General features: G+C 71.3%; 16 protein-coding genes. 11 read left to right on the top strand and 5 right to left on the bottom strand.

Annotated features, from left to right (window positions below; translation table 11 throughout):
* Positions 1–8: 8 nt before the first annotated feature.
* On the bottom strand, positions 9–2,777 hold the full coding sequence (polA, locus tag E2170_RS08620; RefSeq protein ID WP_133000273.1) for a DNA polymerase I: 2,769 nt from the start codon (positions 2,775–2,777) through the stop codon (positions 9–11).
* 76 nt (positions 2,778–2,853) lie between these two features.
* Between polA and E2170_RS08615 the strand changes: the two genes are divergently transcribed.
* From E2170_RS08615 to E2170_RS08600, 4 genes are all read left to right on the top strand, one after another.
* Positions 2,854–3,147 carry a DUF2782 domain-containing protein gene (locus E2170_RS08615; protein ID WP_133000272.1) on the top strand — a complete coding sequence of 98 codons (294 nt, stop codon included), beginning with the start codon at positions 2,854–2,856 and terminating at the stop codon, positions 3,145–3,147.
* Complete coding sequence (locus tag E2170_RS08610) at positions 3,138–3,872, top strand: DUF502 domain-containing protein (RefSeq protein ID WP_207914956.1); 735 nt, start codon at positions 3,138–3,140, stop codon at positions 3,870–3,872. Before E2170_RS08615 ends, E2170_RS08610 begins: the two co-directional genes overlap by 10 nt.
* A gap of 160 nt (positions 3,873–4,032) precedes the next feature.
* Complete coding sequence (locus E2170_RS08605) at positions 4,033–4,635, top strand: manganese efflux pump MntP (protein WP_133000271.1); 603 nt, start codon at positions 4,033–4,035, stop codon at positions 4,633–4,635.
* Positions 4,636–4,733: 98 nt separating this feature from the next.
* Entirely contained in the window at positions 4,734–4,979 is a 246-nt protein-coding gene (locus E2170_RS08600; protein ID WP_133000270.1) for a hypothetical protein, read from the top strand.
* Positions 4,980–4,982: 3 nt separating this feature from the next.
* On the opposite strand, the gene uvrD is transcribed toward E2170_RS08600, so the two are convergent.
* Positions 4,983–7,163, bottom strand: coding sequence for a DNA helicase II (gene uvrD / locus E2170_RS08595; protein ID WP_133000269.1), 2,181 nt, complete (start codon positions 7,161–7,163; stop codon positions 4,983–4,985).
* 70 nt (positions 7,164–7,233) lie between these two features.
* The gene (locus E2170_RS08590) at positions 7,234–7,863 is read right to left on the bottom strand and encodes a TIGR00645 family protein (RefSeq protein WP_133001138.1); all 630 of its coding nucleotides are present in this window, start codon (positions 7,861–7,863) and stop codon (positions 7,234–7,236) included.
* Positions 7,864–8,040: 177 nt separating this feature from the next.
* Between E2170_RS08590 and E2170_RS08585 the strand changes: the two genes are divergently transcribed.
* The 7 genes from E2170_RS08585 to E2170_RS08555 all read left to right on the top strand — a co-directional run bounded on the left by E2170_RS08585 (position 8,041) and on the right by E2170_RS08555 (position 17,098).
* Complete coding sequence (locus E2170_RS08585) at positions 8,041–8,742, top strand: glutathione binding-like protein (protein ID WP_133000268.1); 702 nt, start codon at positions 8,041–8,043, stop codon at positions 8,740–8,742.
* A gap of 175 nt (positions 8,743–8,917) precedes the next feature.
* Positions 8,918–11,224: a S9 family peptidase gene (locus E2170_RS08580; protein WP_133000267.1), complete on the top strand. Its 2,307-nt coding sequence runs from the start codon at positions 8,918–8,920 to the stop codon at positions 11,222–11,224.
* A gap of 126 nt (positions 11,225–11,350) precedes the next feature.
* Positions 11,351–12,547: a beta-ketoacyl-[acyl-carrier-protein] synthase family protein gene (locus E2170_RS08575; RefSeq protein ID WP_133001137.1), complete on the top strand. Its 1,197-nt coding sequence runs from the start codon at positions 11,351–11,353 to the stop codon at positions 12,545–12,547.
* Positions 12,544–13,341 (top strand): beta-ketoacyl synthase chain length factor, encoded by a 798-nt coding sequence (locus tag E2170_RS08570; RefSeq protein WP_133000266.1) that lies wholly within the window; start codon positions 12,544–12,546, stop codon positions 13,339–13,341. Before E2170_RS08575 ends, E2170_RS08570 begins: the two co-directional genes overlap by 4 nt.
* Positions 13,334–14,167, top strand: a complete 834-nt coding sequence (locus E2170_RS08565; RefSeq protein WP_133000265.1) for a glycosyltransferase family 2 protein — start codon at positions 13,334–13,336, stop codon at positions 14,165–14,167. The genes E2170_RS08570 and E2170_RS08565 overlap by 8 nt, the downstream gene beginning before the upstream one ends.
* Positions 14,167–15,819, top strand: a complete 1,653-nt coding sequence (locus tag E2170_RS08560) for an NAD(P)/FAD-dependent oxidoreductase (RefSeq protein ID WP_133000264.1) — start codon at positions 14,167–14,169, stop codon at positions 15,817–15,819. Before E2170_RS08565 ends, E2170_RS08560 begins: the two co-directional genes overlap by 1 nt.
* Positions 15,820–15,844: 25 nt before the next feature.
* Entirely contained in the window at positions 15,845–17,098 is a 1,254-nt protein-coding gene (locus E2170_RS08555; protein ID WP_133000263.1) for a cation:proton antiporter, read from the top strand.
* A gap of 33 nt (positions 17,099–17,131) precedes the next feature.
* On the opposite strand, the gene E2170_RS08550 is transcribed toward E2170_RS08555, so the two are convergent.
* Together E2170_RS08550 and fabG are read right to left on the bottom strand one after the other, a co-directional pair.
* The gene (locus tag E2170_RS08550) at positions 17,132–17,620 is read right to left on the bottom strand and encodes a hypothetical protein (RefSeq protein WP_207914955.1); all 489 of its coding nucleotides are present in this window, start codon (positions 17,618–17,620) and stop codon (positions 17,132–17,134) included.
* Positions 17,621–17,701: 81 nt separating this feature from the next.
* Positions 17,702–18,454 (bottom strand): 3-oxoacyl-ACP reductase FabG, encoded by a 753-nt coding sequence (fabG, locus tag E2170_RS08545; RefSeq protein ID WP_133000262.1) that lies wholly within the window; start codon positions 18,452–18,454, stop codon positions 17,702–17,704.
* Positions 18,455–18,458 lie beyond the last annotated feature (4 nt).

Here is an 18,458-nt window from a genome sequence, read left to right as displayed (position 1 = left end):
CTGAATACTCAATGCGCCTGTTCCCAGTTGTCGCCAACGCCGCTGTCGACCACCAGCGGCACCCTCAGTTCCGCCGCGCCGGTCATCCGCGAAACCACCTCGGGGAGCAGGGTGTCGACGAAGCCTTCGTCGCACTCGAACACCAGTTCGTCGTGCACCTGCAGGATCATCAGTGCGCGTTCGCCGTGCGGCTGCAGCCACTCGTCCACCGCCACCATGGCGCGCTTGATGATGTCCGCCGCCGTGCCCTGCATCGGCGCGTTGATCGCGGCGCGCTCGGCGCCGGCACGCTGGGCCTGGGTGCCGCGGCTGATGTACTCCAGCCACAGGCGGCGGCCGAAGACGGTTTCGACATGGCCCTGCTCACGGGCCTGGCTGCGCGTGCGCTCCATGAAGTCACGCACGCCGGGATAGCGCGAGAAGTACAGCGCGATGTAGTCCTGGGCCTCGGCGCGCGAGATGCCGAGGTTGCGCGCCAGGCCGAAGGCGCCCATGCCATACATCAGGCCGAAGTTGATCGCCTTGGCGGCGCGACGCTCGTCGCCGGTGACCTCGTCGAGTTTGCGCCCGAACACTTCCGCGGCGGTGGCGCGGTGGATGTCGGCGCCGGCCTCGAAGGCCGCGACCAGGCCGGCGTCCTGCGAGAGGTGGGCCATGATCCGCAGTTCGATCTGCGAATAGTCGCAGGCCACCAGTTTCCGCCCCGGCGGCGCGACGAAGGCGGTGCGGATGCGGCGGCCGTCCTCGGTGCGGATCGGGATGTTTTGCAGGTTGGGGTCGCTCGAGGCCAGGCGCCCGGTGGCGGCGCCGGCCTGCTGGTAGCTGGTGTGCAAGCGGCCGGTGTCGGGATTGACCATCTCGGGCAGCTTGTCGGTGTAGGTGCCGCGCAGCTTGGCCAGGCTGCGGTAGTCGAGGATCACCCGCGGCAGCTCGTGCTGGTCCGCGATGGCCTCCAGCGCCTCTTCATTCGCCGACGGCTGGCCCTTGGGCGTCTTCACCAGCGCCGGCAGGCCGAGTTCGTCGTACAGGAGGGCGCCGACCTGCTTCGGCGAATCCAGGTTGAAGCTGCGGCCCGCCAGCTCGGTGGCGCGCTGCTGCAGCTCCAGCATGCGCCGGCCCAGCGCCTGGCCCTGGCGGCGCAGTTCGTCGCCGTCGAGCAGCACGCCGTTGGCCTCCACCCGCGCCAGCACCGGCACCAGCGGCATCTCGATATCGCGGTACACGGGCTGCAGGCCGGGCTCGGCGTCAAGCCGCGCGGACAGCACCCGGTGCAGGCGCAGGGTGACGTCGGCGTCTTCTGCGGCGTAGCGGGTGGCGTCGTCGATGGCGACCTGCGAGAACGGGATCTGCTTGGCGCCCTTCCCGGCCACGTCGGCGTAGGCGATGGTCTGGTAGCCGAGTTCGCGCCGCGCCAGCGAATCCATGTCGTGGCGGGTGCGGCCGGCGTCGAGCACGAAGCTCTCCAGCAGGGTGTCGTCGGCGTAGCCGGCCAGGGCGATGCCGTGGCGGCGCAGCACGTGGAGGTCGTACTTGCCGTTCTGGCCGACCTTGCGCACGGAGGCGTCCTCCAGCAGCGGGCGCAGCAGGTCCAGCGCCTGCGCGCGGTCGATCTGGGCCGGCGCGCCGGGATAGTCGTGGGCCAGCGGCAGGTAGGCGGCGCGGCCGGGCTCGCCGCTGAAGCTGATGCCGACCAGGTTGGCGCGCAGGGGATCGAGCGAATCGGTCTCGGTGTCGACCGCGAATAGGCCGGCCTCGCGCAGTCGTGCGATCCAGTCTTCCAGCGCCGCGGCGTCGAGGATCGTGTCGTAGCGGCCTTCGGCCGCCAGCGCGGGATCCGGCGCAACGCCATCCGCGGCCGCCGCCGGCGCGACGAAGCCGCTGCCCGCGCGCGCGATCGTCGCCTTCGCCGGCACATTCCCGTTCGCGGCGCTGCCACCATCGAGCTCCTTGAGCGCCTGCACGAAGCCGTAGCGCGCGTACAGCGCACGCAGCGTGTCCACGTCGGGTTCGCGCAGCGCGAGATCGGTGGCGCCGACCTCGAGCTCGACGTCGGTGCGGATGGTCGCCAGCTCCCTGCTCAGCGGCAGGCGGTCGAGCGCGGCGCGCAGGTTGTCGCCGACCTTGCCCTTGATCTCGCCGGCCGAGGCCATCACGCCGTCGAGGCTGTCGTAGGCGGCCAGCCACTTGGCGGCGGTCTTCGGCCCGCACTTCTCCACGCCGGGGATGTTGTCGACGCTGTCGCCCATCAGCGCCAGCAGGTCGACCACCTGGTCGGGCCGCACGCCGAACTTGGCGACCACCGCCTCGTCGGAGTCGGTGCGCGTGCCGCTCATGGTGTTCACCAGGCCCACGCCCGGGCGCACCAGCTGGGCGAAATCCTTGTCGCCGGTGGAGATGGTGACGTCGATGCCGTCGCCGGCCGCCTGCAGTGCGAGGGTGCCGATGACGTCGTCGGCCTCCACCCCGGGCACGCGCAGGATCGGGATGCCCAGGGCCTCGACCACGTCGCACATCGGCTGCACCTGCGCGCGCAGGTCGTCGGGCATCGGCGGGCGGTTGGCCTTGTACTCGGGATACAGGTCGTCGCGGAAGGTCTTCCCCGGCGCGTCGACCACGAAGGCGACGTACTCGGGCCGTTCCTTGAGCGTGGAGCGCAGCATGTTGACCACGCCGAACAGCGCGCCGGTCGGCTCGCCATCGGCATTGGACAGCGGCGGTAGCGCGTGGAAGGCGCGGTAGAGGTAGGAGGAACCGTCGATCAGAACCAGGCGTTTCATGCCCGGATTCTACGTCCTCACCGCCCGTGGTCACGGCACTGGCGCATAATCGGCGGCAGCTCCCCGGGAGACCGCCATGAACCGCTTCGCCGCCCCCACGCTGGTCGCCACCGCCCTGCTGCTGGGCGCCTGCGCCACCGCCAGCGACCCCTACGACCAGATCCCGGAAGGCGCGGACGAAACCATCCGCACCGAGGCCAATGGCGACGTGGTCACCGAGTACCGCATCGATGGTCGCCTGCGTGCGCTCAAGGTGGAGCCTTCGCGCGGTCCCACCTACTACCTCTACGACCGCGACGGCGACGGCGTGGTCGATGGCGAACGCGACGGCGTCTCGCCGGTCTACTTCAAGCTCTTCGAGTGGAACTGATCACGCCACCCGGGCACGACCGCGGTGACGACGCAGGCTACGTCGGCCTGCGCCGCCACCTGCAGCCGGTCATCACCACCTGGCTGACCGGACTGCTGGCGGTGCTGCCGCTGGTGCTCACCCTGGTGCTGCTGGGCTGGGCGGTGGGCCTGGTCAACCGCTTCCTCGGCCCGAGCAGCCTGTTCGGGCGTTCCTTCACCGTGTTCGGGGAGTGGTTCGAGGCGCACCCGATGGTGGCCTGGCTGCTGGGCACGGCGCTGACCATCGGCCTGGTCTACCTGCTCGGCCTGCTGGTGCAGTCGCGGCTGAAGGCGCCGTTCAAGGCCCTGGTCGGCAACACCATGCGCAGGATTCCGCTGGTGGGCAGCGTGTACGCGCTGGCCGAGCGCTTCGTCTCGGTGATCGGCGACCGCCAGCATGCCGACATCGCCGCGATGAGCCCGGTGTGGTGCTTCTTCGGCGGCGACGGCGTGGCCGTGCTCGGCCTGCTGCCCAATCCGGAGCCGATCGAGATCGACGGCCGCATGCACCTGACCGTACTGGTGCCGACGGCGCCGATCCCGGTCGGTGGCGGTCTGCTGTACGTGCCGATCGACTGGGTGAAGCCGGCCGAGATCGGCATCGACACCCTGACCAGCGTCTACCTGTCGATGGGCATCACTCCGCCCAGGCCGGGGAACGCGTCCGCGGCGCGTGGTAGAATGGGTGTTCCCGTTGGGGAGTAGCCTGCTTCCGTAGCCGGAAGCGTCCGCGTCAACACACTCGGCAGCCCTTGCCGTGGCGCGCGACACCAGTCCAGGTTGGCGAGACCATCGGCGTGCCGGCGCAACTTCAGGGTTGGGCGCGCGGCATGCCGTCGTCCGCACGCCCGACTCTGGACAGCACATGCACCCGCTATCGATCCTCATGCTCGGCATCGCGATGTCGACGGACGCCTTCGCCGCGGCCGTGGGCAAGGGCGCCGCGATGCGCACCCCGCGCCTGCGCGACGCGCTGCGCGCGGGCCTGATCTTCGGCACCATCGAGGCGGTCACGCCGCTGGTGGGCTGGGCCCTGGGCACCGCCGCCGCGGGCTATGTCACCACCTGGGACCACTGGATCGCGTTCACCCTGCTGACCGCGCTCGGACTGCGCATGGTCTGGCTCGGGCTGCGCGACGACGACGACGACGGCGACGGCGACGGCGACGGCGACGGCGACACGGACGAAGCTCCTCGCCGCCACGGGTTCTGGGGGCTGGCCGCCACCGGCTTCGCGACCAGCATCGATGCGATGGCGGTCGGCGTGGGCCTGGCCTTCCTCGAGGTCAACATCCTGGTGGTCGCCACGGTGATCGGCCTCACCACCTTCGTGATGGTGACGCTCGGCATCCTGCTCGGGCGCGTGCTCGGTGCGATGGCCGGCAAGCGCGCCGAGGTCGGTGGCGGCGTGCTGCTGGTGCTGATCGGCGCCTTCATCCTGTTCGAGCACCTGTCCGGCGCGGCGTGATCGGCACGGCGGGCGTCCGGAAACCGGCGCGCGTTCACACCGCCGCGTCGGCACACGGGCCAACATCGTGCATTGCACCACGACCTGCCAGATCCTCGATGTACGGACGCGAACGCCGCCGAGACACGCCACTCGACCCCGCCGCCCTGCGCGCCGGCCTGACGCCAGGCCAGCTCAAGGCACTGGAGACGCTGGAGCAGTTCAAGTGGACGCTGAAGTTCGTGCGCCGGCCGATGTTCGTGGATCCGATCCCGGTGGTGTTCGACCGCACCGGGGAGCGCTGGGCGGTGCTCGAATCCGATGGCTCGCTCAACGAGTCGCCGGGTTTCAGGCTGCGCGACTGAGCCTCAGGCCGGCTGCAGCTTCGCGTAGGCCAGCACCAGCCATTTGCTGCCGGCGTCTTCGAAATTGACCTGCACGCGCGCGTGCGCGCCGGCGCCTTCGATGCCGGTGACCACGCCGCTGCCGAGGCTGGGATGGACCACGTCCTGGCCGATGGTGATGCCCGGAATTTCCTCGAGCACTGCGTGGCCCGGGTCGCGGCGCGGTGCCTGCGCGTAGCGCGAGCGCGAGACCTGCACCTTCGGCCGCACGTCGTTGAGCAGGGCCGGCGGGATCTCGCGCAGGAATCGCGAGGGCATGCCGTACATATCCTGGCCGTGCAGGCGCCGGGTCTCGGCGTGGCTGAGCACCAGCTTCTGGCGGGCGCGGGTGATGCCGACGTAGGCAAGCCGGCGCTCCTCCTCCAGCCGCCCGCTCTCCTCGATCGAGCGCGCGTTCGGGAACAGGCCCTCCTCCAGCCCCGCCAGGAACACCAGCGGGAACTCCAGCCCCTTGGCGCTGTGCAGCGTCATCAGCTGCACGCCGTCCTCGCCCGCCTGGGCCTGGCCCTCGCCGGCCTCGAGCGCGGCATAGGCGAGGAAGGCGACCAGCTCGGTGAGCGCGGCCGACTCGTCGTCGTCGCCGCGCACGAAGCGCGAGGCCACCGACACCAGCTCGTCGAGGTTGTCGACGCGCGAATCCAGGCTGCCCTTCGACTCGCGCGCGTAGTGCTCGCGCAGGCCGGACCGCAGCAGCACGTGGTCAACCTTGTCCTTCAGCGGCAGGTCACCAAGTTCGCCATCGATCGCGTCGATGAGCGCATGGAAGGCCGCCAGCGCGTTGCGCGCGCGCGCCGCAAGGTCCGTGCCCTGCGCACAGCGCAGCGAGGCTTCCCACAGCGCAACGCCGTCGGCGCGGGCACGCATGCGCACCTCGTCGAGCGTGCGCCCGCCGATGCCGCGCGTGGGCGTGTTCACCGCACGCTCGAAGGCCGCGTCGTCGTCGCGGTTGGCGACCAGGCGCAGGTAGGCCAGGGTGTCCTTCACTTCCGCGCGCTCGAAGAAGCGCACGCCACCGTAGACGCGGTAGGGCACCTGCGCGTCCAGCAGCTTCTCCTCGATGATCCGCGACTGCGCGTTGCTGCGGTAGAGCACGGCGCAGTCACCGTAGCTGCCGCCATCGCGCACCCATTCTCGGACGCGGCCGACGATGTAGTCGGCCTCGTCGATCTCGTTGTAGGCGGCGAACAGGTCGATCGGGTCGCCCGCGCCGCTCTCCGTCCACAGCTTCTTGCCCAGGCGCCCCGGGTTGTGCGCGATCACCGCGTTGGCGGCATCCAGGATGGCCGCCGTGGAGCGGTAGTTCTGCTCCAGGCGGATGGTCTGCGCACCCGGGAAGTCCTGCAGGAAGCGCTGCACGTTCTCGACCTTGGCGCCGCGCCAGCCGTAGATGGCCTGGTCGTCATCACCGACCACGAACACCTGGCCCGAATCCCCGGCCAGCAGCCGGATGAAGCCGTACTGGATGGCGTTGGTGTCCTGGAATTCGTCGACCAGCAGGTGCGCGAAGCGCTGCCGGTAGTGCGCCAGCAGCACCGGCGTGTCGCGCAGCAGCTCGTGCGCGCGCAGCAGGATCTCGGCGAAATCGACCAGGCCGGCGCGGTCGCAGCGCTCCTGGTAAAGCGCGTAGGCCTTGAGCATCACCGAGCCCCACTCGTCCTGGCCGTCCTGGATGTGCGCCGGGCGCCGGCCCTCGTCCTTCTGCGCGTTGATCCACCAGGCGATCTGCCGCGGCGGGAAGCGCGCCTCGTCGAGTTCCAGCTGCTGCACCACGCGCTTGACCAGGCGCAGCTGGTCGTCGGAGTCGAGGATCTGGAAGCCCTCGGGCAGCTTCGCGTCCTGCCAGTGCAGGCGCAGCAGCCGGTGGGCCAGGCCGTGGAAGGTGCCGATCCACAGTCCGCGCGCGCCGTGGCGCAGCAGGGCGTCGGCACGGTGACGCATCTCGGCCGCGGCCTTGTTGGTGAAGGTGACCGCGAAGATGCCGTGCACCGGCACCCCGAAGACCTCGTTCAGCCAGGCGATGCGGTGGGTGAGGACGCGGGTCTTGCCGGAGCCGGCGCCGGCCAGCACCAGATAGTGGCCCGGCGGCGCGGAGACAGCCTCGCGCTGGGCGTCGTTGAGCCCGTCGAGCAGGTGGGAGACATCCATTGGCGCATTTTACGCGAGGCAGGGCCGCCCCACCCGGCGGCCCCGCAGCCATGGGGCCCGGCCTGCTGCGTCAGTGCGCGTGTTCGCGACGACTCGCCGACCCCGTCATCAGCTTGTCGGTCCAGGCGATGCCCATGGCCGAAAGGATGAAGGCGAAGTGGATGATGGTCTGCCACAGCACGCCCATCTCGGTGGCGTTGGTGCAGGCCTTGCCCTTCAGCCCCGCGGCGGTGGCGGCGGCGGCCGCGGCGATGCCCTCGGCCGAGGTGCAGTGCGGCAGGCCGCTGCCCAGCGTGCCGGCCTCGATGAAGGTCTTGAGCAGGTGGATCGAGGAGATGCCGATGATCGCCATCGCCAGCTTGACCTTGAGCACGCTGGCGTTGACGTGGCTCAGCCACTCCGGCTGGTCGGGATGGCCGGACAGGCCCAGGCGCGAGACGAAGGTCTCGTAGCCGCCCACGATCACCATCACCAGCAGGTTGGAGATCATCACCACGTCGATCAGGCCGAGCACGATCAGCATGATGTCCTGCTCGCCCAGCGACGGGGTCTCGTGGATCAGGTGCCAGAGCTCCTTGCCGAACAGGAACACGTAGACGCACTGCGCCACGATCAGGCCGAGGTAGAGCGGCAGCTGCAGCCAGCGCGAGCTGAAGATGAGGGCGGGAAGCAGCCCCAGACGGGGGGCCTGGGCCTGCACGGGCGGGTTCGACACGGGGGTTCCTTGGCGGGCGGAAAACCGGCGGAAGGTTAATGGGCGCAGGTTGCAGCTGCCAAGCGCTTTCCGGGCCGGCTGCAACACGGCGTTGCGGGAGCACGGGCCCCGCCCGGGCCGTCGCGGCCTAGACTCGTGGGCCCCAATCCCCGGAGCCCCGGCATGATCGACCTCCACTACTGGCCCACCCCCAACGGCCACAAGGTCACCCTGTTCCTGGAGGAGGCCGGGCTCGAGTACCGCATCCACCCGGTCGACATCGGCAAGGGCGCGCAGTTCGAGCCGGACTTCCTGGCGATCTCGCCCAACAACAAGATGCCGGCCATCGTCGACCACGCACCGGCCGACGCCGGCGCGCCGCAGAGCGTGTTCGAGTCCGGCGCGATCCTGCTGTATCTCGCGGAGAAGACCGGCCGCTTCCTGCCCGCCGACGCGCGCGGCCGCACCGCCACGCTGGAGTGGCTGTTCTGGCAGATGGCCGGCCTCGGGCCGATGACCGGCCAGTACGGCCACTTCAACGTCTATGCGCCGGAGAAGATCCCGTACGCCATCGAGCGCTACACGAAGGAGGTGCAGCGCCTGCTCGGGGTGCTCGACAAGCGCCTGGCCGGCCGCGCGTTCATCACCGGCGACGACTACACCATCGCCGACATGGCGGCGTATCCCTGGATCAACGTCTACGACAAGGCGCCGCTGGATCTGGGACCCTTCCCGGAAGTCCGCCGCTGGCAGGCCGCGATCGCAGCGCGCCCAGCCACGCAGCGGGCTTATGCGCTGTCGAAGCAGGTCAATCCCGACGCCGGCAAGCCGATGAGCGAAGAGGAGAAGGCGCTGCTCTTCGGCCAGGGCCCCCGCCCCGCCTGACTCCCACCCGTGCCGCGCTCTTCCCCCGCCCGCGGGGGAAGATGCCCGAAGGGCAGATGGGGGCAACCTCGCGGGAATGCCCGCTTGAGTTTCCCGTCAGCAGGGAAAGGACCGACGTGGTGTGGGCTGTCCATGCTGCGGCATCATGGCCCCTCGATTCTTCCCGGACCGCCCCATGCGCCTGCTGCTGGCCACCGCCCTGATGTCCATGACCTTCGCCCACGCCCACGCCGCCACGCCCGCCCGCGCGGAGGCCGCGCCGCTCACCCTCGAAGCCATCACCGGCGACGCCCCGCTGTCCGGCCCAACCCTGCTCAGGCCGCAGGTCGCGCCCGACGGCTCGCGGGTGACCTTCCTGCGCGGCAAGGACAGCGACCGCAACCGCCTCGACCTCTGGGCCTTCGACGTCGCCAGCGGCGAAACCGCGATGCTGGTCGATTCGGCGGTGGTGCTGCCGGGCGACGAGGTGCTCAGCGACGAGGAGAAGGCGCGCCGCGAGCGCCAGCGCATCGCCGCGCTCTCGGGCATCGTCGACTACCAGTGGGCGCCGGATTCGCGGCGCCTGCTGTTCCCGCTCGGCGGCGAACTCTATCTCTACGACCTGGACAAGTCCGGGGCGGACGCGGTGCGCAGGCTGACCACGGGCGAAGGCTTCGCCACCGACCCGCGCGTGTCACCCGAGGGCGGCTACGTCAGCTTCATCCGCGGCCGCAACCTGTGGGTGGTCGACCTCGCCAGCGGCGACGAGGTGCAGCTCACCCGTGACGGCGGCGGCGCCATCGGCAACGGCGTGGCCGAGTTCGTCGCCGACGAGGAGATGGCGCGCCACACCGGCTACTGGTGGGCGCCGGACGATTCCGCCATCGCCTACGCGCGCATCGACGAAAGCCCGGTGCCGGTGCAGAAGCGCTACGAGGTCTATCCCGACCGCACCGAAGTGGTCGAGCAGCGCTACCCCTCGGCCGGCGACGACAACGTGCGCGTCGAGCTGTTCGTCGCCCGCCCCGACCGCCCGCGCGCCGCGCCCACGCGCATCGACCTCGGCGCCAACCCGGACATCTACCTCGCGCGCGTGGACTGGCGCGATCCGCAGCGGCTGACGTTCCAGCGCCAGTCGCGCGAGCAGCAACTGCTGGAGCTGATCGAGGTGGAACTGGCCAGCGGCCGCCAGCGCATCCTCGCCACCGAGACCTCGGACACCTGGGTGCCGCTGCACGACAACCTGCGCTTCCTCGCCGACGGCCGCTTCCTGTGGTCGTCCGAGCGCGACGGCTTCGAGCATCTCTACATCGCCGACGGCGACGGCGCGAACCTGCGCCAGCTGACCCGCGGCGACTGGCCGGTGGACAGCCTGCTGGCGGTGGACGAGGCAAAGGGGCTGGTCTACTTCAGTGCCGGTATGCGCACCACCCTGCCCGGCGTGCGCAGCGACAATGCGCTGCCCTTGCCGGTCGCCGCACCGACGGAACGCCATATCCACGTCGTGCCGCTCGATGGCGGACGCATCACCACCCTTTCGCAAGAGGGCGGCAGCCACAACGCCAGCTTCGCGCACACGGCAAACGTGTACGTGGACAACTGGTCGAACACGACCACGCCGCCGCAGATCGAGCTGTTCAAGGCGGACGGGGCGAAGCTCGCCACGTTGCTGCGGAACGACCTCGACGATCCGGCACATCCCTATGCGCCTTACCGCGCCGCGCATCGACCCACGGTGTTCCACCCGTTGACGGCAGCCGACGGTGAAACCGCGCTTTTCTTCAGCCTGATCACTCCACCCGGCTTCGATCCGTCGAAGAAGTACCCGGCGGTGGTCTTCGTCTACGGCGGCCCCGCCGCGCAGACCGTGCTCGACGCCTGGCCGGGGCGCGCGGACGCCTTCTTCAACCAGTACCTGGCGCAGCAGGGTTACGTGGTGTTCTCGCTCGACAACCGTGGCACGCCGAGGCGCGGGCGCGACTTCGGCGGCGCGCTGTACGGCAAGCAGGGCACGGTGGAGGTCGAGGACCAGCGCAAGGGCATCGAGTGGCTGCGCGCCCAGCCCTGGGTCGACGGCGACCGCATCGGCGTGCACGGCTGGTCGAACGGCGGCTACATGACCCTGATGTTGCTGGGCCAGGCGCCGGACGATTACCGCTGTGGCGTCGCCGGCGCACCGGTGGCCGACTGGGCCCTGTACGACACCCACTACACCGAGCGCTACATGGGCCTGCCGAAGGCCAACGTCGAGGGTTACCGCACCGCCAGCGTGTTCACCCACCTCGACGGCATCCGCGACGATGCGCTGCTGCTGGTGCACGGCATGGCCGACGACAACGTGCTCTTCAGCAACGCCACCGCGCTGATGTCGAAGCTGCAGGCGCAGGACACCCGCTTCCAGCTGATGACCTATCCCGGCGCCAAGCACGGCCTGCGCGGCGGCGATGCGCTGCACCGGTACCGGATGGCGGAGCGGTTCTTCTGGGAGTGCCTGGGAGGCTGAGCCCGCCCGGAAGGCGGAAGGCCGGGGCATCATCCGGCCCTTCCACCGCCATGGCTATACTCGCCCCCTTTCCACCGCCGGACCCCCGCCTTGCCGTCGTCGCAGTCGCAGTCCCTGCCGCCCCCCATGTCGGCGCTGGCGATCACCGCCTACTCAGCCACCACCGCCCTCGGCCGTGGCCGCAGCGCCCAGCTCGAGGCGCTGCGCGCGCGCCGCGGCGGCCTGCGCCCGAACGATTTCGGGCCCGACCCGCTGCCGGCCTGGATCGGCCGCGTCGACGGGCTGGAGGACGAGGCGCTGCCGGCGGAATTCGCCGACTGGGACTGCCGCAACAACCGCCTGGCCTGGATGGCGCTGCAGCACGACGGGCTGATGGACGCCGTGGCCGCCGTCCGCGAACGCCACGGCGCCGAGCGCGTCGCGGTGGTCATCGGCACCTCGACCTCCAGCATCGGCGCCAGCGAGGAGGCCTATGCGCGCCTGGTGCCCGGCACTGATGGCGCGCCCGCCTTCCCGGCCGACCTGGCACGGCCGATGATCCACACCCCGCACTCGCTCGGCGACTTCGTGCAGGCCGCCACCGGCCTGCGCGGCCCGTGTGCGACCGTGGCCACCGCCTGTTCGTCCAGCGCCAAGGTGTTCGCGCAGGCGGCGCGGCTGATCCACGCCGGGCTGGTGGACGCAGCCCTGGTCGGCGGCGTCGACACGCTGTGCGGCAGCGTGCTGTTCGGCTTCAATTCGCTGGGACTGGTGTCCGCGAATCCCTGCCGGCCCTTCGACCGCGACCGCGACGGGCTGTCGCTGGGCGAGGCCGGCGGCTTCGCCGTGCTCGAACGCGCGGCCCCGGGCGACACCGGCCTGCAGCTGCGCGGCTACGGCGAATCCAGCGACGCCCACCACATGTCGGCGCCGCATCCCGAAGGCCTGGGCGCAAGCCTGGCGATGCGCGATGCGCTGGCGCGCGCGGGCATCGCTGCGGCCGAAGTCGGCTACCTCAACCTGCACGGCACCTCGACCCCGGCCAACGACGCGGTCGAGGCCGCGGCGGTGGCCACGATGTTCCCGGACACGCTGCACGCCAGTTCCACCAAGGGCTGGACCGGGCACACGCTCGGCGCGGCGGGCATCGTGGAATCGGTGTTCGCCCTGCTCGCGCTCGAGCACGGCCTGCTGCCGGGCATCCTGCACAGCGAATCCCCGGACCCCGCCTGCGGACCGCAGATCCGCTTCGACAACGCGGAGGACGCGGGCATCCGCTACGCGATGAACAATTCATTCGGTTTCGGCGGCAACAACGCCGCCCTGGTCTTCGGACGCGCATGAACACGCTCTGCGCGGACATCGAAGGCATCGGCTTCTGGGCCCCGGGCCTGCCCTCGTGGCAGGCCGCGGTCGACCACGTCGCCAACGGCACGCCGACGGGTGATGGCGGCAAGCCCTCGCCGCAGTTGCTGGCCCCGAACGAGCGCCGCCGGGCACCGCCTTCGGTGGCGGTGGCGCTGGACGTCGCACTGGCCGCCTGCGAGGCCGCCGGACGCGAGCCCGCGGCGCTACCCTCGGTGTTCGCCTCCACCCACGGCGACCTCGCGATCACCGACTACATGTGCGCGACGCTCGCCGACGACCCGCGCGCGATCTCGCCGACGAAGTTCCACAACTCGGTGCACAACGCCGCCGCCGGCTACTGGACCATCGGCGCCGGCTGCCTGCGCCCGGCCACGGCGCTGAGCGCGCACCGCGCCAGCTTCGCCCAGGGCCTGCTGGAAGCGCTGGCGCAGATCGCCTGCGGCGACGAGGCGGTGCTGCTGGCGGCCTACGACACCGAGGGCACCGGGCCGCTGGGTGCGGTCTCGCGCAGCCGGGGCCTGCTCGGCGGCGCCCTGGTGCTGGGCCGCTGTGACGACGACCGCCGCGGACCGGGCGCCGGCATCCGCCTGCGCGCGACCCTGCTGGACGGCGATGCGCCGCAGCGCCACGGGCCGCTGGCACGCCTGGGCGCCGGCAACGCGATGGCGCCCATGCTGCCGCTGTTCGATGCCCTCGCCGGCCTGGGCGACCTCGCCCTGCTGCACGCCGGCCCCGGCCGCACCCTGCGGGTGGAACTCGCGCATGCCTGAGCAGGTCCCGCTGGCCCGCGAAGACGTCGCGGTGGTGATCCCGGCACTCAACGAATCCCTGCGCATCCGCGGCGTGGTCGAGGAAGCGCTGACCCAGGCGTCGACCGTGATCGTGGTCGATGACGGCTCCGACGACGACACCGTCGAACGCATCGCCGACCTGCCCGCCCGCGTGGTGCGCCACCCGCGGCGCATGGGCAAGGGCGCGGCGCTGCGCAGCGGCTTCGCCGAGGCGGAACGCCTGGGCGCGCGCGCCGTGGTCACCATGGACGGCGACGGCCAGCACGACGCGGCCGACATCCCGCGCCTGGTCGCCGCCGCCAACCGCCATCCCGGCTGCGTGATCGTGGGCGCGCGCCTGCGCAAGCGCGCCTCGCAGCCGCCGCACCGGCGACTGGGCAACGACTTCGGCGACTGGGGCATCAGCTGGGGCTGCGGCTTCCGCGTGGTCGACAGCCAGAGCGGCCAGCGGCTCTACCCGCGCGCCGTGTTCACCCTGCCCGACGTGCCCGGCGAGGGCTTCGTGTTCGAGGCGCAGATGCTGATCTCGGCCGCGCGCGAAGCCGGTGCCGGCGTGGTCGCGGTGCCGATCGAGACCCGCTACGCGGGTGGCGAGCCGGGCCTGGAATTCCGCAAGAGCCATTTCCGCCTGTTCCGCGACCTGTGGGCGATCACGTCGCACGTGGTGGCGCAGGTCTGGACCCATGGCGACGTCGTGCGCGAGTACCGCCGCGCGCGCGCGCATCCCCCCGTGATCGACGACGCTGGCAGCGCATCCGCGCCCCTGTACGATCCGCTCAGCAACCACAGCAACGGACCTGCCTGATGACTGAAACACCGCGCTACGACGTCGCCATCCTGGGCGGGGGCCTTGCGGGGCTCACGCTCGCCATCCAGCTCAGGCAGCGCAATCCGGGGATCGAGGTCGCGGTGGTGGAGCGTCGCGGGCATCCGGTGCGCGAGGCGGCCTTCAAGGTCGGCGAGTCGACGGTCGAGATCGGGGCGCACTACTTCGCCGAGGTACTGGGCTTCCGCGAACACCTGGAGAACGAGCAGATCCGCAAGTACGGCCTGCGCTACTTCTTCAGCGAGGGCGAGGGCGACATCGGCCGCTGCACCGAGCTCGGCGTCAGCCGGCTGCTGCCGACGCCGTCATGGCAGCTCGATCGCGGACGCTTCGAGAACTTCCTCGGCGAACAGGCGCTGGCGCTGGGCATCACCTTCCTCGACGGTGCCGTGGTGCGCGCCATCGACCTCGCCGAGGGCGACGGCGACCACCAGGTCGGCTACGAGCGCGAAGGCGCGACGCACACGCTGCGGGCCCGCTTCCTCGCCGACGCCTCCGGCCGCGCCGGCCTGGTCAAGCGCAAGCTGGGCCTGGCCGAGTCCAACGACCACGACGCCAATGCGGCCTGGTGGCGGGTGGACGGCTTCATCGATTTCTCCTCGTGGTCCGACGACCCCGCCTGGCACGAGGCCTTCGCGCCCGCCGAGCGCTGGCGCTCGACCAACCACATGTGCGGCCCCGGCTACTGGTTCTGGCTGATCCCGCTGGCCTCGGGCGCGCATTCGCTGGGCATCGTCTGCGACGCGAAGATGCACCCGCTGGACACGATGAACACCCACGAGAAGGCCATGGCCTGGCTGCGCGAGCACCAGCCGCGGGTCTACGCCTCGATCGACCGGCCCGAGCACGCGCTGCAGGACTTCCTGTTCCTGCGCCACTTCTCGCACGGCTGCAAGCAGGTGTACTCGGGCGACCGCTGGGCGCTGACCGGCGAGGCCGGCGTGTTCCTCGACCCCTTCTATTCGCCCGGCAGCGACTTCATCGCGATCAGCAACACCTACGTCTGCGAACTGGTCGAGCGCGACCGCGCCGGCGAGCGCATCGCGCCCTATGCAGACGTCTACCAGCAGCTGTACTTCTCGTTCTACGAAAACACGCTGACCCTCTACCAGGACCAGTACCCGATCTTCGGCGATCCGCAGGTGATGCCGCTGAAGGTGCTCTGGGACTACGCCTACTACTGGGCGCTGCTGGCGCCGCTGTTCTTCGGCGGGCGCCAGGCGGAGCTGAGCCTGCTCAACCGTCTGCGCCCGGCGTTCCAGCGCGGCCGCGCGCTGAACCTGGCGGTGCAGGCCCTGCTGCGCGACTGGGGGCTGCGCAACAGCGGCCCGGCGGCCACCGGCCTGCGCCCGCTGGACCAGTACCAGCTCGACTGGTGCCGCGAAATGAACCGCGCGCTGACCGACACCCTCGACGACGATGCCTTCGTCGCCCGTGCCGAACGCTACGTCGGCTGGATGGAGCACCTCGCCAGCGACCTGCTGGCGCAGGCGCGCGCGATGCACGCCGGCATCGACGACCACGGCCTGGACGCGCTGCTCGAAGGATGCGCCCACGCCGGGGCCGCGCTGCCGCCACGCTGGCTGGGCACGACCGCGCACGCGGTCCGCGGCGAGGCCGCCCTGGCATAGGCCGGGCGCGCCGCCTGCCTCCAGCATGGAACCGCTGCCGATCCTGCTCCTGCAGCTCGTGGTGATCGTCGCCACCGCCCGCGCCTGCGGCTGGGTGCTGCGCCACTTCGGCCAACCCTCGGTGGTCGGTGAGATGGCCGCCGGCATCCTGCTCGGGCCGGTCGTGTCCGGCGCACTGTTTCCGGATACCCACGGCGTGCTGTTCGCAGCGGAGTCGCTGCCGCCGCTGGCGGCGCTGTCCAACCTCGGGCTGGTGCTGTTCATGCTCATCGTCGGCGCCGAGCTGCGCGCGCCCGACGGCGTCCGCGCCCAGGTCCGGGCGGCGGGCGCGGTGGCGCTGCTCGGCCTGCTGCTGCCGATGGCGCTGGGCCTGGCGATCTCGCCGTGGCTGCATGCGCGCGTGGCCCCGGAGGGCGTCGCCTTCTGGCCGTTCGCGCTGTTCATGGCGGTGGCGCTGTCGATCACGGCCTTCCCGGTGATGGCACGCATCCTCAAGGACCGCGGCATGAGCCAGAGCCGCGTCGGCCAGCTGGCCATGGGCGCGGCGGCGCTGGCCGACGTGATGGCCTGGGTGATGCTGGCGCTGGTGGTGGCCCTGGTCGGCGCCGGCGATGCGCACGGCTTCCCGCGCATCATCGCCGGCATCGTGGCCCTGGCGGTGGTGGTGTTCGGGCTGCTGCGGCCGCTGTACGCGGGCCTGCTTCGCCGCCATGCACCCGACGGGCGGCCCTCGGCCGGCATGCTCGCCGTGATCCTGGGCGGTGCCTTCGCCTGCGCCGCGGCGACCGAGTGGCTGGGCCTGCACGCGGTGTTCGGCGCCTTCCTGTTCGGCGCCTGCCTGCCGCGCGACGATCGCCTGCTGCGCTTCCTGGTCGAACGCATCGAGACCCTGGCGATCGTGCTCCTGCTGCCGATCTTCTTCGCGCTGGCCGGTCTCAGCACCACTGCCGACGCCTTCAGCCCGGCCAGCCTCGGCGTGATGGCGGTGATCGTGGCGGTGGCGGTCGCCGGCAAGCTGGCCGGCGGCACCGCGGGCGCGCGCATCGCCGGCTATGGCTGGCGCGACAGCCTGGCCACGGGCTCGCTGATGAACGCGCGCGGGCTGATGGAGCTGATCGTGATGAAGGTCGGCCTGGACGCGGGCCTGATCGGCCCGGAGCTGTTCACCATGCTGCTGGTGATGGCGTTGCTGACCACGGTGATGACCGGGCCGCTGCTGATCCTGTTCGGCGGGCGCGCCGCCGCCGATGCCGCCCGGCGCTCGTCGTCGCCGGCGTGAGCCCGGGGCCCTTCCGACCCCGGTCCGCCGCGTTCAGTCCTCTTCAGGCACCGGCGCCGGCGCCGGCGGCGCTGCCTGCTCCGGCGGCGGATGGGGCAGGTAGATCGCCACGCCGCGCCCCTCCTTCTGCCGCGGGCTGATGTTCACGCCCACGCCGGCGCTGCTGAAGCCACGGCCACCGATGCGGCCGCCACCGGCACCGACGCTGACCCCACCGCCGCCGTAGCCGTCGGCGGTGCCCTGGAACAGGATGCCGTTGGCGCCCAGCGACGCGGCCTCTTCGCGCAGCTTGCGCATCACCGCATTGGTCTTGTTCTGCTCCCCATAGGTGAACGCGCCGCTGGAGGTCTCGAGCAGCGCGACCTCTTCGTAGGGCACGCCGGGCGCGCCGTAGTACACGCGCACCTGGGCCGGATCGATCGGCGCGCGCGGCGTGCCGGTCAGGATGTGCGACGAGGCGCAGCCGGCCAGCAGCAGCACGGCGCTGGCGGCGGCGATGCGGAACATGCGGGCGGGCGTCATGGCGTCACCTGAGGGTGGGTACGAACCCGGATCATCCTCCACGGCGGATGAATCCGGCGTCACCTCCCGCGGCCCGGGTATTCAGCCCATGCCGCCGTTGACGCCGATCACCTGCCCGGTCACGTAGGCCGCGGCGTCCGAACACAGGAAGCGCACCACGGCGGCGACCTCGTCCGGGGTGCCTGCGCGGCCGGCGGGCACCATCTGCTTCACCACTTCGGGCGGGAAGGCTTCTTCGGCCATGCGCCCGGCGACCACGCCCGGCGCGACCACGTTCACGGTGATGCCGCGGCTGGCCATCTCGCGCGCCAGCGACTTCGAGGCGCCGTGCAGCGCCGATTTGGCGGCCGCGTAGTTGGCCTGGCCGCGGTTGCCGAGCACCGCCGCCACGCTCGACACGCTGACGATCCGGCCCCAGCGCGTGCGCGCCATCGGCAGCAGCAGCGGCTGGGTAACATGGAAGAAGCCGTGCAGGGACACGTCGATGACGCGCCGCCACTGGGCTTCGGACATGCCGGCCATCGGCGCGTCGTCGTGGATGCCGGCGTTGTTGACGACCACCTGCACCGGGCCGGACTCGAGCAGCGCGGCGATGGCGGCGGCCGTGGCCTCGCCGTCGGCGACGTCGAAGGCGATCGCCTCCGCGCTGCCGCCCGCGGCGGCAATATCGGCGACCACCGCTTCGGCGCGTGCGAGGTTGCCGTTGGCGTGGACGATGACGTGGACACCGTCGGCGGCGAGCTGGCGGCAGATCGCGCCGCCGAGGTCGCCGCTGCCGCCGGTGACAAGCGCGCGGCGCGGCGCGGCGGAGGATGGAGTGGTGTTCTGGTTCATGCGT

The organism is Luteimonas arsenica (genome assembly GCF_004352825.1).
GTDB lineage: Bacteria > Pseudomonadota > Gammaproteobacteria > Xanthomonadales > Xanthomonadaceae > Luteimonas > Luteimonas arsenica.
Note: the sequence above shows the minus strand (reverse complement) of the source record. Positions and strands in the feature narration are given on the sequence as shown.

Excerpts from the sequence above, each read along its gene's own strand:
- E2170_RS08585 (WP_133000268.1), top strand. The coding sequence starts at position 8,041 with ATGATCGACCTCCACTACTGGCCCACCCCCAACGGCCACAAGGTCACC.
- E2170_RS08580 (WP_133000267.1), top strand. The coding sequence starts at position 8,918 with ATGCGCCTGCTGCTGGCCACCGCCCTGATGTCCATGACCTTCGCCCAC.
- E2170_RS08570 (WP_133000266.1), top strand. The coding sequence starts at position 12,544 with ATGAACACGCTCTGCGCGGACATCGAAGGCATCGGCTTCTGGGCCCCG.
- polA (WP_133000273.1), bottom strand. The coding sequence starts at position 2,777 with ATGAAACGCCTGGTTCTGATCGACGGTTCCTCCTACCTCTACCGCGCC.
- E2170_RS08600 (WP_133000270.1), top strand. The coding sequence starts at position 4,734 with ATGTACGGACGCGAACGCCGCCGAGACACGCCACTCGACCCCGCCGCC.
- E2170_RS08560 (WP_133000264.1), top strand. The coding sequence starts at position 14,167 with ATGACTGAAACACCGCGCTACGACGTCGCCATCCTGGGCGGGGGCCTT.
- E2170_RS08555 (WP_133000263.1), top strand. The coding sequence starts at position 15,845 with ATGGAACCGCTGCCGATCCTGCTCCTGCAGCTCGTGGTGATCGTCGCC.
- uvrD (WP_133000269.1), bottom strand. The coding sequence starts at position 7,163 with ATGGATGTCTCCCACCTGCTCGACGGGCTCAACGACGCCCAGCGCGAG.
- E2170_RS08575 (WP_133001137.1), top strand. The coding sequence starts at position 11,351 with ATGTCGGCGCTGGCGATCACCGCCTACTCAGCCACCACCGCCCTCGGC.
- E2170_RS08615 (WP_133000272.1), top strand. The coding sequence starts at position 2,854 with ATGAACCGCTTCGCCGCCCCCACGCTGGTCGCCACCGCCCTGCTGCTG.
- E2170_RS08605 (WP_133000271.1), top strand. The coding sequence starts at position 4,033 with ATGCACCCGCTATCGATCCTCATGCTCGGCATCGCGATGTCGACGGAC.
- E2170_RS08565 (WP_133000265.1), top strand. The coding sequence starts at position 13,334 with ATGCCTGAGCAGGTCCCGCTGGCCCGCGAAGACGTCGCGGTGGTGATC.
- fabG (WP_133000262.1), bottom strand. The coding sequence starts at position 18,454 with ATGAACCAGAACACCACTCCATCCTCCGCCGCGCCGCGCCGCGCGCTT.
- E2170_RS08550 (WP_207914955.1), bottom strand. The coding sequence starts at position 17,620 with ATGACGCCCGCCCGCATGTTCCGCATCGCCGCCGCCAGCGCCGTGCTG.